11 protein-coding genes are annotated in these 14,014 nt (G+C 61.1%); all 11 read right to left on the bottom strand.

Translation table 11 applies throughout. The features are described from left to right. Positions 1-220: 220 nt before the first annotated feature. Positions 221-2,431, bottom strand: coding sequence for an LTA synthase family protein (locus ACIOMO_RS05510; RefSeq protein WP_401238797.1), 2,211 nt, complete (start codon positions 2,429-2,431; stop codon positions 221-223). A gap of 265 nt (positions 2,432-2,696) precedes the next feature. Further along, positions 2,697-4,760: a phenylacetic acid degradation bifunctional protein PaaZ gene (gene paaZ, locus ACIOMO_RS05505; RefSeq protein WP_400645936.1), complete on the bottom strand. Its 2,064-nt coding sequence runs from the start codon at positions 4,758-4,760 to the stop codon at positions 2,697-2,699. Between the two features lie 514 nt (positions 4,761-5,274). Beyond that, positions 5,275-6,351 (bottom strand): 1,2-phenylacetyl-CoA epoxidase subunit PaaE, encoded by a 1,077-nt coding sequence (gene paaE / locus ACIOMO_RS05500; protein WP_159815309.1) that lies wholly within the window; start codon positions 6,349-6,351, stop codon positions 5,275-5,277. A gap of 30 nt (positions 6,352-6,381) precedes the next feature. Continuing rightward, positions 6,382-6,915, bottom strand: a complete 534-nt coding sequence (paaD, locus tag ACIOMO_RS05495) for a 1,2-phenylacetyl-CoA epoxidase subunit PaaD (RefSeq protein WP_159815308.1) — start codon at positions 6,913-6,915, stop codon at positions 6,382-6,384. Beyond that, entirely contained in the window at positions 6,902-7,663 is a 762-nt protein-coding gene (paaC, locus tag ACIOMO_RS05490) for a 1,2-phenylacetyl-CoA epoxidase subunit PaaC (RefSeq protein ID WP_401238794.1), read from the bottom strand. Before paaC ends, paaD begins: the two co-directional genes overlap by 14 nt. 8 nt (positions 7,664-7,671) lie before the next feature. Continuing rightward, positions 7,672-7,953: a 1,2-phenylacetyl-CoA epoxidase subunit PaaB gene (paaB, locus tag ACIOMO_RS05485; RefSeq protein ID WP_008079627.1), complete on the bottom strand. Its 282-nt coding sequence runs from the start codon at positions 7,951-7,953 to the stop codon at positions 7,672-7,674. 221 nt (positions 7,954-8,174) lie between these two features. Continuing rightward, entirely contained in the window at positions 8,175-9,164 is a 990-nt protein-coding gene (gene paaA / locus ACIOMO_RS05480; protein ID WP_282357861.1) for a 1,2-phenylacetyl-CoA epoxidase subunit PaaA, read from the bottom strand. 268 nt (positions 9,165-9,432) lie between these two features. Continuing rightward, entirely contained in the window at positions 9,433-10,758 is a 1,326-nt protein-coding gene (paaK, locus tag ACIOMO_RS05475; protein WP_053119429.1) for a phenylacetate--CoA ligase PaaK, read from the bottom strand. A gap of 99 nt (positions 10,759-10,857) precedes the next feature. Beyond that, positions 10,858-12,069 (bottom strand): 3-oxoadipyl-CoA thiolase, encoded by a 1,212-nt coding sequence (pcaF, locus tag ACIOMO_RS05470; RefSeq protein ID WP_401238790.1) that lies wholly within the window; start codon positions 12,067-12,069, stop codon positions 10,858-10,860. Continuing rightward, positions 12,062-12,511: a hydroxyphenylacetyl-CoA thioesterase PaaI gene (gene paaI / locus ACIOMO_RS05465; RefSeq protein WP_053119433.1), complete on the bottom strand. Its 450-nt coding sequence runs from the start codon at positions 12,509-12,511 to the stop codon at positions 12,062-12,064. Before paaI ends, pcaF begins: the two co-directional genes overlap by 8 nt. Continuing rightward, positions 12,498-14,012 carry a 3-hydroxyacyl-CoA dehydrogenase PaaH gene (gene paaH, locus ACIOMO_RS05460; RefSeq protein ID WP_401238786.1) on the bottom strand — a complete coding sequence of 505 codons (1,515 nt, stop codon included), beginning with the start codon at positions 14,010-14,012 and terminating at the stop codon, positions 12,498-12,500. The genes paaI and paaH overlap by 14 nt, the downstream gene beginning before the upstream one ends. Between the last annotated feature and the right edge of the window lie 2 nt (positions 14,013-14,014).

Here is a 14,014-nt window from a genome sequence, read left to right as displayed (position 1 = left end):
CTACGGCCGGCTCGTGCCGACTTCGGACTAGTAAGGCTAGACCCGACTGGGCAAGTCAGCTAATAGGCCGACTGATGGACACTGATAGGCAAAGTCTTTTATTGCCCTGCACGTGCAGGAGCTGCCGAAGGCTGCGATCTTTTGATCTTTCCTCTAAAAGATCAGGATCAAAAGATCGCAGCCTTCGGCAGCTCCTACATTGGCTTTGAGGCGAAAATATTCAGGTGGACTGGGCGGTGTCGTCCTCTGGCACTTCGTCCAAGAGGTCTTCCTGGCCCGGCAGTTCAGTAATCACGCTGAAATCCGTGACCTCAACCGCGCCTTCCCCATATCCCAGCAGATGAAATGAAAACGCCTTTCGCTGCTGCGGGTTATCAAAGCTGAAATCCATCTCCAGCGGTTGATCCGCCGTGGCGACCATTTCCGACGGCAGACCCAACTGCACGTCTTTCTCGAATTCCTTGGCCTTGAGCTGAATAAACGCCGTTTGCTGCGGATCAACCGCACGCACCGTCAGGCGTACGCGGGTGTAAGAGCCTTTGGGCATTTCCAGGTATTGCGCGCCGATCAGGTTGTCGGCCCAGTCGTCCTTGATTTGCGCCTGTAGCGGGATGACGTTGGTGCTGCCGAATTGATAGCGCTGATTGAGTGGGGTGCGCAGCAGCGACAGGTCGAGTGCGTTGGCACGCGCTGCGATTTGTCGGGCAGGGTGGCCGCTGTATTTACCTTTGTACGTGGCGCTTTCGGCAATGAACCCGGCGCTTTCGTAGTAACGGCAGCGGCGCGGCATATCGCATTCGGAGAAGATGCCTTGGCCATTGTGGTAACGCAGTTTGCCGTTGGTGAAGGACATGATTTCGCGACCGGAATCGTAGTCGCGGAACAGCGAACGACCGCTGAGTGCCGTGGGTACCGGCAGGTCGAAATAGTCGAGGATCGAGGTGCTCAGGTCGACGTGGCCATACACGCCTTTGTTCAGCCGTGGCAGTTGCGATTGCTCGGGCGCGAGGGTGAGATTGAATCCCCAAGAGGAGGCCAGGCGTACACCGTCGATGCCATGGGATTCATCCGAAGTAATCACTACCAGCGTGTCTTTCAACACGCCTTGGCGTTCGAGACCGCTGAGGAACTGCTCCAGCGCGTCATCGAGATAACCGACGGCGGCTTGTTTGGGGGTTTCATAACGCTCCAGATATTCCTCCGGGGCGGAGTAGGGCTGATGCGTGCCAACGGTCAGTAGCGTGAGCATCCACGGCTGTTTCTGCTTCTTTAATTCACCGACATAGTCCAGCGCGCCCTCGAAGAAGGCCTTGTCGTCTTTGCCCCAAGGGAATTCCAGGTAGTTGCTGTTGGTGAACCATTCCAGACCATGGGTCGCATCGAAACCGATGTGCGGCATGATTTTGTCTTTGGCCATGAAGCGCAGCCCGGCGCCTTGCAGGTAGTGCGTACTGAAACCGTGCTGGCGCAATTGCGCCGGCAGACAGGCTTGATTGCGTTCGTTAAGGGTGAGCATTTCCACGCCTTTGGGCGTGCCGTTGTTGAGCTTGTCGTAATCGCCGCAGAGCATCGCGTACAGGCCGCGAATGGTCTGGTGCGTGTGCAGCACGTAATCCGGAGTGTTCATGCCGCGCTCGGCCCAGCGGCTGAGGTTGGGCATCAGGTCTTCCTGATAATGGCTGCCAATGGCTTCGCGGTTAGCGCGGAGGTAGGCGCCGGGAATGCCTTCCAGCGCGATGATCAGTACGTTGCGCGCCTGGCCCGGCGCGGCCAGCAGTTTGTGGCCATTGAGGTCGACGTCGGTGAGCCCGGCCATCGCCGGCGCGGGTTCTTCAATATCGCCGTCGAGCCATTCTTCGCCCTCAATCTGCAGATCGGCGACTTCGCTGGCGAGCAGTTGGTGTGGCAGGTTGTACAGCCGCCACGGATCAGCTTCGTTCGGCCACAGGTTCTGCGCGCCCCAATGCGCGGCGAACAACACCAGTGGCACGCTCCACACCGCGCGGGGCAGGGCTGGGCGAGTGACGCCGCGCCCGAGATACCGGGTCAGCAGCCAGACCATCAGCGCCAACAGCAAAACAATGCCCACCGCCGGATGCGCCAAACCGCCGCCGGTGGAGTTTTCGACAAATTGCGGATCGATCAGGTAATGAATGTCGGAAGGTGTCGGCAAGCGGCCGACTGCGCTCACCAGTTCAGCAGTCGCCACCGCCAGCAGGCCCCAGAACAACAGCACCGGCAGCGCCAGCCACCACGCGCGGCGATGCAGCAAAACCACCAGCGAACTGCCAATGGCCAGATCCGACAAATACCCCAGCGGTGACGACCAGCCCAATACCGCGCGCAGGCACACCGGCACGATCAGCACCAAAACAATCAACGAGACGAGGCGGGCATGCGGATGCCGCAAACGGTGAAAAAGAGCGCTCACAAAAAAAAGACCTTACCGTCATTAAAACGTCAAAAAAGTGTGGGCGATGATACCAAGGGTGGGCGGGCTGATCGCCCTTTTAAACGCTTGGGTGATCTGGTTTGGGCAGGTGCTGAATGGCTTGAAGCCCAGAGCGGCTCTAGAGTTGCCCAACAATCGTCGATATTTCTATCGGCGTATTTATTGTTTCAGTCTGTTTAATAACTCCAGAACCCAATCAATTCCCCTGTGGGAAAGGGGCAACCTTGCGGTGCCCCTTTTTTCGTTACGCTGCGTCTTCTTCGCGCTTCACCACCAAGGTCAAAATGTCATAGCTGGCCACCAGCTCACCGAGCTGGTTGGTGACTTCCACATCCCACGCCACAACGCCTTGCGGAATGCCTTGCGGGCTCTTCTTGCCTTGGTCGATCTTGCGTTTGCAGGTCAGGCGCGCCTGAATGGTGTCGCCGATACCGACCGGGTTGATGAAACGCAAAGTGTCGAGGCCGTAGTTGGCCAGCACCGGGCCGGGCGCAGCGGAGACGAACAGGCCAGCGGCCGCCGACAGCACGAAATAGCCGTGGGCGATGCGTTTGCCGAACTGCGATTCCTTGGCGGCGATGTCGTCGAAGTGCATGTAGAAGTGGTCACCGGACAGGCAGCCGAAGTTGACCAGATCCGCTTCGGTGACAGTGCGGCGGTGAGTCAGCAGCGACTCGCCGATCTGCAGATCCTGGAAGTGTCGACGGAATGGATGCACTTCGGTCTCGATGACTTTTGCGCCGCGCACGTGTTCACCGGTGACGGCAGCAAGCATGGTCGGCGAGCCCTGCACGGCGGCGCGTTGCAGGTAGTGTTTGACCGCGCGCAGGCCGCCGAGCTCTTCACCGCCACCAGCGCGACCCGGGCCGCCGTGTTTCAGTTGTGGCAGTGGCGAACCATGGCCGGTGGATTCGGCAGCGGATTCGCGATCCAGCACCAACAGACGCCCGTGCCAGGCCGCGGCGACCGGAATGGCTTTGGCGGCGATTTTCGGATCCTTGGTTACCAGGCTGGCAACCAGACTGCCCTTGCCGCGCGCGGCCAGCACCAGCGCTTCATCGAGATCGTCGTAAGCCATCAGTGTGCTGACCGGGCCGAAGGCTTCGATGTCATGCGCGCCACCTTCGGCGTGCGGATCACGGGCCAGCAACAGCGTTGGAGCGAAGAATGCGCCTTGGCTGACGTTTGCGCCGCGCGGTTCGAAACCGTCCTCAGCGCCGAACAGTTGATCGCAGCTTTGCAGCAAGCTTTGCAAGCGTTCGCCGACGTCCTTCTGCTGATCATGGGAAGCCAATGCACCCATGCGCACGCCTTCCACGGATGGATCGCCGACGACGACTTTTGCCAGACGATCACGCAGGCGTGTGGCGACGGCGTCGATGTGTTGCTTGGGCACGATGGCGCGGCGAATCGCGGTGCATTTCTGCCCGGCCTTGGTGGTCATCTCGCGGGCGACTTCTTTGATGAACAGCTCGAACTCTTCGTCGTCCGGCGTCACGTCAGGCGCGAGGATCGCGCAGTTCAGCGAGTCGGCCTCGGCGTTGAACGGCACCGAGTTGCGGATCAGGTTCGGGTTGACGCGCAGCTTGGCGGCGGTGTCGGCGGAGCCGGTGAAGGTCACCACGTCCTGGCCTTGCATGCGGTCGAGCAGGTCGCCGGTGCTGCCGATCACCAGTTGCAGGCTGCCGGTCGGCAACAGGCCCGAGGCATCCATCATGCGCACCACGGCTTCGGTCAGATAGCTGGTGGCGCTGGCCGGTTTGACGATGCACGGCATGCCCGCGAGGAAGCACGGCGCGAATTTTTCCAGCATGCCCCAGATCGGAAAGTTGAACGCGTTGATGTGCACCGCGACGCCGCCGCGCGGCACCAGAATATGTGTGCCGGCAAAGGTGCCGAGTTTGCCCAAGGGCAGCGCCGGGCCTTCGTGGACGATGTTGCCCGACGGCAACTCACGCGCGCCGAGGCCGGCGTAGGTGAACAGCGTGCCGTTGCCGCCCTCGATGTCGATCCAGCTGTCGGCGCGGGTGGCGCCGCTGTGGTGCGAGAGCGCGTAAAGCTCTTCCTTGCGTTCGCTGAGGTACAGCGCCAGGGCTTTGAGGCGTTGCGCGCGTTGCTGGAAGTCGAGCTTCATCAGTTCGGTGACGCCTTGGCGGCGACCGAAGTCGATAGCTTCGGCGAAGTCCGGGCGTTCTTCATGCGTGCGCGCCAGCTCGTGGCCGTCGATGGCGCTGCGCAGGATTTGCGCGCCGTGTTGGCCGATCCAGCGGCCGGCGAGGAAGCTTTGCAGGGTAGGGGCGTGGGACATGAAATAAGCTCCTGTGCTTGAAATTAGTGTTGGCTGGCGCCGGACGCGCCGATGCCGGTCATCGAACGGATGAACTGAGCAAGCCCGCTCCCACATCGGTTCGTGTTGAGGCCTGGCTCATTGAGCACCACCATTCCCCTGTAGGAGTGAGCCTGCTCGCGAAAGCGGTGTGTCAGGCAACTTCAGTGTTGAATCTGATGACGCCTTCGCGAGCAGGCTCACTCCCACATGGTTTTGTGTTGATGCCTGGCTCATCGAGCACCACCATTCCCCTGTGGGAGCGAGCCTGCTCGCGAAAGCGGTGTGTCAGGCAACTTCAGTGTTGAATCTGATGACGCCTTCGCAAGCAGGCTCGCTCCTACATGGTTTTGTGTTGATGCCTGGCGCTGTGAGCACCGCCATCCTCTGTGGGAGCGAGCCTGCTCGCGAAAGCGGTGTGTCAGGCGACTTCATGTTGAATTTGATGACGCCTTCGCGAGCAGGCTCACTCCTACAGGGGATGGGTTTGAATCCTTTAGAACTGGTCGAAATCGAGGACGACTTTGTCGCTCACCGGGTATGCCTGGCACGACAGCACATAGCCCGCCGCGACTTCGTAATCTTCCAGCGCATGGTTGCTGTCCATGTCGACTTCGCCTTCGATGACTTTGCACTTGCAGGTCGAGCACACGCCGGCCTTGCACGAGTACGGCAGCTCCAGGCCTTGCGCATTGCCGGCATCGAGCAGGCTCTGGCTGTTGCGCGGCAGTTCGAACGCCACAGCGCGGCCGTCGCTGATCACGGTGATCTGGCTGACCCCGGCGTCGAGCATTTGCGCGGCTTCGCGGGCTTCGCGTTTGTGCTGGCTGCCGGCCGCGGCGAACAGTTCGAAGTGGATGCGCTCGGCGCCCATGCCTTTGGCCTTGAGGCTGTCGCGCACGGTTTCGGTCATCTCTTGCGGGCCGCAAATGAACGCTGCGTCGAGGGCTTTGACGTCGAGCCAGCGGCTGAACAGTTGCTCGCATTTCTGTGCATCGATGCGACCGTTATAAAGGTCAACATCCTGCTGCTCGCGGCTGAACACGAAGATCAGATTCAGACGTTGCAGGTAACGGTTTTTCAGATCCTCCAGCTGTTCACGGAACAATGCACCGGAGCTGGAACGGTTGCCGTACAGCAACGTGACGCGGCTGTGCGGTTCGTTCTCCAGCGTGGTTTTGATGATCGACAGAATCGGCGTGATGCCCGAACCCGCTGCCACGGCGAGGTAATTGCCATGCCGCGCCGGATCCAGATCAACATGGAAATGCCCGGCCGGTGGCATCACTTCCAGCGTGTGTCCGGGCTGCAATTGCTCATTGGCAAACGCCGAAAACCGCCCGCCGGCCACGCGTTTGATCGCAATGCGCAGTTCGCCGTCATTCACCCCAGTGCAGATCGAGTACGAGCGGCGCACTTCTTCACCGTCCATCTGCGTGCGCATCACCAGGTGCTGGCCTTGGGTGAACTGAAAACTGTCCTGCAGGTGCTGCGGAATGTCGAAGGCGATGGACACTGCGTCACGGGTTTCGCTGCGCACGTCCTTGATGGTCAGGCTGTGAAATTTGCTCATTATTGTTCTCCCGACACGGCGCTGTGCCGTTCAGATGCACTTGAAATAGTCGAAGGGCTCGCGGCAATCGCAGCAGCGGTACAAGGCTTTACACGCGGTCGAACCGAACTCGCTGAGCACTTCGGTGTGGGCGCTGCCGCACTGCGGGCAGAGCACCGTCGGACTCTCGCCGAGCAGCGTGCGTTTGCTTGCGCTGCCATCGGGCGGGGCGATGCCGTAAGCGCGCAGGCGTTCGCGGCCATCGGCGGTGATCCAGTCGGTCGACCACGCCGGGGTCAATTTGCGCTCCAGTTTCGGCGCATTGAATCCGGCCTGTTCCAGCGCGGTGCGGATGTCATCCTCGATCACTTCGGTGGCCGGGCAACCGGAGTAGGTCGGCGTGACCACCACGTGCAGATGCCCGGCCTGCCAGTCGAGATCGCGGACGATGCCCAGATCGACCACGCTGACCACCGGCACCTCCGGATCCATGACTTCGGCGAGGGTCGCCCAGGCCTTGTCCAGATCACCGAGCAGCGCCGGCCGGGCGCCGCGATCGCTGGTGATCAACTCACCAGGTTGCATCGGGATACGCTCGGGGCAGGAACTGCATTTCTGCGAGCAAAATGCCCAGGTGTTCGCTGTGCAGACCGCGACGGGCATTCAGATAGAAGTAGCTCGGCGCTGCCGGGACGGGCAGGGTGGCGCGAGTGAACACGTCGTTGACCGTGGTTTGCCATTGCGCAGCGACGCTGGCGATGTCCGGCGAAATACCGGCCGCGCACAGACGTTGTTCGCTGTCGTCAGCGGCGATCAGTTCGACGGTAAAACGCCAGACTTCCGGAATCGCCGCGAGCATGCGCCGATGGCTTTCTTCGGTGCCGTCGCCCAGGCGTTCGATCCACTCGCCGGAGCGGCGCAGGTGATAGGTGACTTCCTTGACCGCTTTGGCGGCGATCCCGGCAATGCGTTCGTCGCTCGACTGGCTCAGGCCCTGCAACACCGGCAGGTGCCAGGCGTCGTAGAGGAATTGCTTGAGCATGGTCACGGCGTAGTCGCCATTCGGTTGCTCGACCAGCAGCAGATTGCGGTAGGCACGCTCGTCGCGGCGGAAGGCCAGATCATCGGCATCGCGGCCGTCATCCAGCAACTCGGCAGCGTATTCCAGCCAGTGCCGCGCCTGGCCAACGAGGTCGAGGCCGACGTTCATCAGCGCCAGTTCTTCTTCCAGCGCTGGCGCCTTGCCGCACCATTGGCACAGACGCTGGCCCTGAATCAGGGCGCTGTCACCGAGGCGCAGCAGGTATTCGATCAGATCGGTTTTATCGTTCATGGTCGACCTCACATGTGCCCGACTTCGGCCGGCAGTTCGTAGAAACTGGCGTGGCGATAAACTTTGTCGTCAGCCGGATCGAACAGTGGGTCTTTTTCATCTGGGGACGAGGCGGTGATCAGCGCCGAAGGCACCACCCACAGGCTCACACCCTCGCTGCGACGGGTGTAGAGCTCGCGGGCGTTTTCGATGGCCATGGTGGTGTCGGCGGCATGCACACTGCCGACGTGTTTGTGATTGAGGCCGTGCTTGCTGCGCACGAAAACTTCGAAAAGGGTCCATTGGGACATGTCATTCACTCCACATCAGTGCTTTGGAACTGGCCGAGGCGAAGATCAAAAGATCGCAGCCTCCGGCAGCTCCTACATGGGATTGCGGGCTCCTGTAGGAGCTGGCGCAGCCTGCGATCTTTTGATCTTTTGGCGGCATCGAAACCGCTAAAGATCAAAAGACCAGGATCAAAAGATCGCAGCCTTCGGCAGCTCCTACAGGTGGATAGTCGTGCCTTGGGTCAGGCGGCGTTTTTGTTGTTTTTTTTACGGGCGTGGGCGACGGCGGCTTCGCGTACCCAGGCGCCGTCTTCAATGGCTTTGCGGCGGGTGGCGACGCGTTCCTGATTGCACGGGCCGTTGCCCTTGAGCACTTCGTAGAATTCGTTCCACTGGATTTCGCCAAAGTCGTAGTGGCCGCGCTCGGCGTTCCACTTCAAGTCAGGATCGGGGCAGGTGCAGCCGAGCAGTTCGAGCTGCGGGATGGTCTGGTCGATAAAGCGCTGGCGCAGTTCGTCATTGCTCTGGCGTTTGATCTTCCAGGCCATCGATTGCGCACTGTTCGGCGAGTGCTCATCGCTCGGGCCGAACATCATCAGCGACGGCCACCACAGGCGATTGATTGCGTCCTGCACCATGTCTTTTTGCGCCTGAGTGCCGTGACGCATCATGGTCAGGAGGATTTCGTAGCCCTGGCGCTGATGGAAACTCTCTTCCTTGCAGATGCGCACCATGGCCCGCGAGTAAGGGCCATAGGAGGTGCGCTGTAGCACCACCTGATTGACGATCGCGGCGCCGTCGACCAGCCAGCCCACCGCGCCCATGTCGGCCCAGTTCAGCGTCGGGTAATTGAAGATGCTCGAATACTTGGCTTTGCCGCTGTGCAGCTTGGCGATTTCTTCATCCCGGTCGGCGCCGAGGGTTTCCATCGCGCTGTAGAGGTACAGCCCGTGACCGGCCTCGTCCTGAATCTTCGCCATCAATTGCAATTTGCGTTTGAGTGACGGTGCGCGAGTCACCCAGTTGCCTTCCGGAAGCATGCCGACGATTTCGGAGTGGGCGTGCTGGGAGATCTGCCGGATCAGCGTCTGGCGATACGCATCGGGCATCCAGTTCTTCGCTTCGATCTTGATTTCTGAATCGATTTTTTCCTGGAAGGCGCGTTCCTCTTCGGACATCTCCGAAAGGTCTTTGATGCGCTTGACGCCGGTTTCTACAAGCTGTGCGTACATTATTGTTCTCCTGCCTCAGGTTTATCGAAGGCATGTTCGAGGGCATGGAGAACTTTATAAGTGATACGGAAATTAATATCAAACACAAAATAACGTGTCGTATGTTTTTTCTGTATCGCTTCGGATGAATGGTGAGCGTTGCCGCGCATTTGCAAAGCGGAAAAACGCGCACGGCGATGCTCGGCAGAGCATCGCCGTGGTTTTGCAGGGGGAGGGAGGGATTGCAGCGAGCAGCGAAGGCCTTGCACCTTCGCCGCTGTTATTGCTTTTAAGCTTTCACGCGTTTGTCGATCACATGGCAAGCCTTGCCTTCCGAGCGTTTGATCGAGAACGGCGGCTGCAGCAGCACCCGTGAACTGATACCGATGTAGGTCTTGATGTGCTTGCTCAGTTCCCCGCACAGGGCTTTCTGCTGTTCATCACTCAAGCCTTGATGCTCGGCCTTGAGCTCGACGTGGACATCGACGCTGTCGAGATTGCCGTTGCGATACAGGTGAATCTCGTATGACTCCGACAGCTGTTTGACTTTCAGCACCTGCTCTTCGACCTGGGTCGGGAACACGTTGACGCCACGGATGATCAGCATGTCGTCGCTGCGGCCGGTGATCTTGTCGATACGGCGCATCGGGCGTGCGGTGCCCGGCAGCAGGCGAGTGAGGTCGCGGGTGCGGTAGCGGATCATCGGCAGGGCTTCTTTGCTCAGCGAAGTGAACACCAGTTCGCCCATCTGTCCGTCCGGCAGCACTTCGCCGGTGATCGGGTCGATGATTTCCGGGTAGAAATGGTCTTCCCAGATCGTTGGGCCGTCGCGGCTTTCCGCGCATTCCATGGCCACGCCCGGGCCCATGATTTCCGACAAGCCATAGATGTCGAGCGCAGTGATGCCCAAGCGTGCCTCGATGGCGCTGCGCAGTTCGGCAGTCCACGGCTCGGCGCCGAAGATGCCCAGGCGCAGGGCCAGTTTGTGCGGGTCGATGCCCTGACGTTCGATCTCGTCGGCGATGTTGAGCATGTACGACGGCGTGACCATGATGATGTCGGGCTGGAAATCCTTGATCAATTGCACTTGTTTTTCGGTCTGGCCGCCGGACATCGGAATCACCGTGCAACCCAAGCGTTCAGCACCGTAATGCGCGCCGAGGCCGCCGGTGAACAGGCCGTAACCGTAAGAGATGTGCACCTTGTCACCGCGGCGGCCGCCGCCGGCGCGAATCGAGCGGGCAACGATGTTTGCCCAGGTGTCGATGTCGTTCTGCGTGTAACCGACCACGGTCGGTTTGCCGGTAGTGCCGCTGGACGCGTGCAGGCGCACGACGTCATGCATCGGTACGGCAAACATGCCGTAGGGGTAGTTGTCGCGCAGGTCGGATTTGGTGGTGAACGGAAATTTCGCCAGATCGTCCAGCGAGCGAATGTCGTCCGGGTGCACACCCAGCGCATCGAAGCGTTGACGGTACAGCGGCACATTGTTGTAGGCGTGGTTGAGGCTCCAGCGCAGGCGCTCGAGTTGATGCTGACGCAACTGGTCGACGCTGGCGGTTTCCAGCGGATCCAGTTCTGGGTTGAGCACGGCTTGGGCAATTGGCATGTTCATGACTTCACTCGAATTATTTTTGTGTTTCCGCCCCGGTGGCGCAGGGCTCTGAGTGCATGCCCCAAGGATACCTGTCGGCACCTCGGGAATCGCGGTTCTTTAGTCGGATAAACGCTCGATCACCAGCGCGATGCCTTGACCGACACCGATGCACATGGTGCACAGCGCATAGCGGCCCTGACGCTCTTCCAATTCCTGCAGGGCGGTGGTGACCAGTCGCGCGCCGCTCATCCCCAGCGGATGGCCGAGGGCAATGGCGCCGCCGTTCGGGTTGACGCGTGGGTCGTCATCGCCCAGACCGAGTTCACGCAGCACCGCCAGACCTTGCGCGGCGAACGCTTCGTTGAGTTCGATGACGTCCATGTCGGCGAGGCTGAGGTTGGCCAGTTCCAGCACCTTGCGCGTGGCCGGCACCGGGCCGATGCCCATGATCCGTGGCTCGACGCCGGCAGTGGCCATCGCCACGACACGGCCGCGAGCCTTCAAACCGTAACGCTGTGCGGTTTGCGCATTGGCCAGCAGCAAGGCGCAGGCGCCATCATTCACGCCCGAAGCATTGCCGGCGGTGATGCTGCCGCCCTCGCGGAAGGGTGTGCCGAGTTTCTGCAGTTGCTCCAGCGTGGTGTCGGCGCGCGGGTGTTCGTCGTGCTCGACGACTTTGGCCGGGCCTTTGCGCTGGGGGATTTCCACGGCAACAATTTCTTTCGCCAAGCGTCCGCTGGCCTGCGCGGCCGAGGCGCGTTGCTGGCTGCGCAGGGCGAAGGCATCCTGGTCGGCGCGGGAAATGTTGAACTGTGCGGCGACGTTTTCTGCGGTCTCCGGCATCGAATCAATGCCGAAGGTTTTCTTCATCAGCGGATTGACGAAACGCCAGCCGATGGTGGTGTCGTGCATCTCTGCGGAACGGGAAAACGCGGTTTCAGCCTTGCCCATCACCAGCGGTGCCCGCGACATCGATTCGACGCCGCCGACCAGCATCAGCCCGGCCTCACCGCTGCGAATCGCCCGTGCGGCAGTGCCGATTGCATCCAGTCCCGAGCCGCACAAACGGTTGAGCGTGGTGCCTGGCACGCTGACCGGCAGTCCGGCCAGCAGCGCCGACATGCGCGCGACGTTGCGGTTGTCTTCACCGGCCTGATTGGCGCAGCCGTAGATCACGTCGTCGACCTGGCTCCAGTCGACTTGCGGGTGGCGGCGCAGCAGTTCACGCAGCGGCACGGCGCCGAGGTCGTCGGCGCGCACGCTGCTCAAGCTGCCAGCGTAGCGACCAATCGGGGTGCGCACGGCGTCGATGATCAGAGCGTCATTCATGGGGAGTCTCCGGCGTCAGCACGGTGCCGCGCACTTTGTAGGATTTGCCGTGGAACAGGGCGATCAACTGGCCCTGCTGGTTTTCAATGCGCACGTCGTAATTGCCGGTGCGGCCCGAGCGCGATTGCTCGGTGCAGCGTGCGGTGAGCGTGTCGCCCAACTGCGCGGGCGCGATGTAGTCGATGCTGCAACCGATCGCCACGGTGGCGTCGTTGTAACTGTTGCAGGCGAAGGCGAACGCCGAGTCGGCGAGGGCGAAGAGGAAACCGCCGTGACAGGTGCCGTGGCCCTGAATCATGTCGGCGCGCACGCCCATGCCCAAGGTGCAGCTGCCGGGCGCGGCGCTGATCAGGCGGATGCCCAAGCCTTGGGTGGCGGCATCGCGGTCGAACATGGTTTGCGCGCAACGGCTGGCGAGGCTCATGGCTTCAAGGCTGGTCATGGAATGTGCTCCCTTCGGCGACTTTGCGGCGTAACAGCAGCGATGGCCGGTAGCGCTCTTCGCCGTAACTGGTTTGCAGGTGGTCGAGGACTTGGGTGATCTGCGCCAGGCCGATGCGCTCGGCCCAGGCTAATGGGCCTTGCGGATAATTGACCCCGGCGCGCATGGCCAGATCGATGTCCGCCGCCGAGGCAACGTCGTGCAGCACGGTGTCGGCGGCTTCGTTGGTGAGCATGGCGACGGTGCGCAACACGGCGAGGCCCGGTGTGTCGCTGAGCAGGCTGACCTGCAGGCCGGCGCCTTGCAGCAGGGCGATGCCTTGTTCGCGGGCGTCAGTGCTGATGTCCGCCGAGCAACTGATGGCGATGCGTTTGGCGCTGGCGTAATCGAAAGCCAGGTCAATCAGGATCAGATTGCGTAGGCCATCTTCCTTCGCGCGTTGGCTGGCCATGCGCCCGTCGCTCAGGGCCAATACCGCTTCGCCGACCCTTAACAGGCCTTTGCCATCGCGCGTGATCACGCTGGTTTTCAGGCGTGGCAGCAAATCGTTAAGGACGCCGAGATCGCCTTCGACCACGCAGCTATCGACGCTCGCATCGCTGCTGATTTGTTGCGGCTGCGGACGTTGCGCGCCTTCGCTGTAATCGTAAAAACCACGACCGCTTTTACGGCCGAAGCGTCCGGCGTCGACCAGTTCTTTCTGGATCAGCGACGGCTGAAAACGAGTGTCGCCGTAATAGGCGTCGAACACCGAACAGGTCACCGCGTAATTCACATCGTGGCCGATCAGATCAGTGAGTTCGAAGGCGCCCATCGCAAAGCCGCCAGCCTCACGCATCAGCGCGTCGAGGGTGGCGCAATCGGCGGCGCCTTCCTGCAACAGGCGCTGACTTTCGGCGTAGAACGGCCGGGCCACGCGATTGACGATGAAACCCGGCGTCGAACGGGTGTGCACCGGTTGCTTGCCCCAGGCTTTGGCGGTGTCGAACAAGGTCTGGGCGAGGGCGGAATCGCTGGCCAACCCGGAGACAATTTCCACCAATGGCATCACGGGCGCCGGGTTGAAGAAGTGCAGCCCGAGCAGACGTCCCGGGCGTTGCAGGCCTGCAGCAATGCTGGTGATCGACAGTGAAGAAGTGTTGCTGGCAAGAATGCAGTCGTCGCCGCAAAGACTTTCCAACTGTTTGAACAACCCGCGTTTGACTTCAAGGTTTTCGACAATCGCTTCGATGATCAACGTGCAGTCGGCCAGCGTTTCGATGGCTTCTACCGCGTGCAAGCGAGCGACGATGGCGCCGCGCTCATCCGCCGCGAGTTTGCCTTTCTCCACGCGTTTGCCGAGTTGGCGGTCGATACCGTCGATGGCTTGCGCGGCGGCGCCCGGACGATTATCCAGCAGCAACACCGAATGCCCGGCTTGCGCCGCGACTTGCGCAATGCCGGCGCCCATGGCGCCGGCACCGATCACGGCGATTTTTGCGTTGCGGTCGAGTGCGCTCATGT

The sequence above is a fragment of the Pseudomonas sp. NPDC087804 genome, assembly GCF_044742965.1.
Taxonomy (GTDB): Bacteria; Pseudomonadota; Gammaproteobacteria; order Pseudomonadales; family Pseudomonadaceae; genus Aquipseudomonas; species Aquipseudomonas rustica.
Note: the sequence above shows the minus strand (reverse complement) of the source record. Positions and strands in the feature narration are given on the sequence as shown.

Excerpts from the sequence above, each read along its gene's own strand:
- paaE (WP_159815309.1), bottom strand. The coding sequence starts at position 6,351 with ATGAGCAAATTTCACAGCCTGACCATCAAGGACGTGCGCAGCGAAACC.
- paaA (WP_282357861.1), bottom strand. The coding sequence starts at position 9,164 with ATGTACGCACAGCTTGTAGAAACCGGCGTCAAGCGCATCAAAGACCTT.
- paaI (WP_053119433.1), bottom strand. The coding sequence starts at position 12,511 with ATGACCAGCCTTGAAGCCATGAGCCTCGCCAGCCGTTGCGCGCAAACC.
- paaZ (WP_400645936.1), bottom strand. The coding sequence starts at position 4,760 with ATGTCCCACGCCCCTACCCTGCAAAGCTTCCTCGCCGGCCGCTGGATC.
- paaK (WP_053119429.1), bottom strand. The coding sequence starts at position 10,758 with ATGAACATGCCAATTGCCCAAGCCGTGCTCAACCCAGAACTGGATCCG.
- pcaF (WP_401238790.1), bottom strand. The coding sequence starts at position 12,069 with ATGAATGACGCTCTGATCATCGACGCCGTGCGCACCCCGATTGGTCGC.
- paaD (WP_159815308.1), bottom strand. The coding sequence starts at position 6,915 with ATGCAACCTGGTGAGTTGATCACCAGCGATCGCGGCGCCCGGCCGGCG.
- paaC (WP_401238794.1), bottom strand. The coding sequence starts at position 7,663 with ATGAACGATAAAACCGATCTGATCGAATACCTGCTGCGCCTCGGTGAC.
- paaB (WP_008079627.1), bottom strand. The coding sequence starts at position 7,953 with ATGTCCCAATGGACCCTTTTCGAAGTTTTCGTGCGCAGCAAGCACGGC.
- paaH (WP_401238786.1), bottom strand. The coding sequence starts at position 14,012 with ATGAGCGCACTCGACCGCAACGCAAAAATCGCCGTGATCGGTGCCGGC.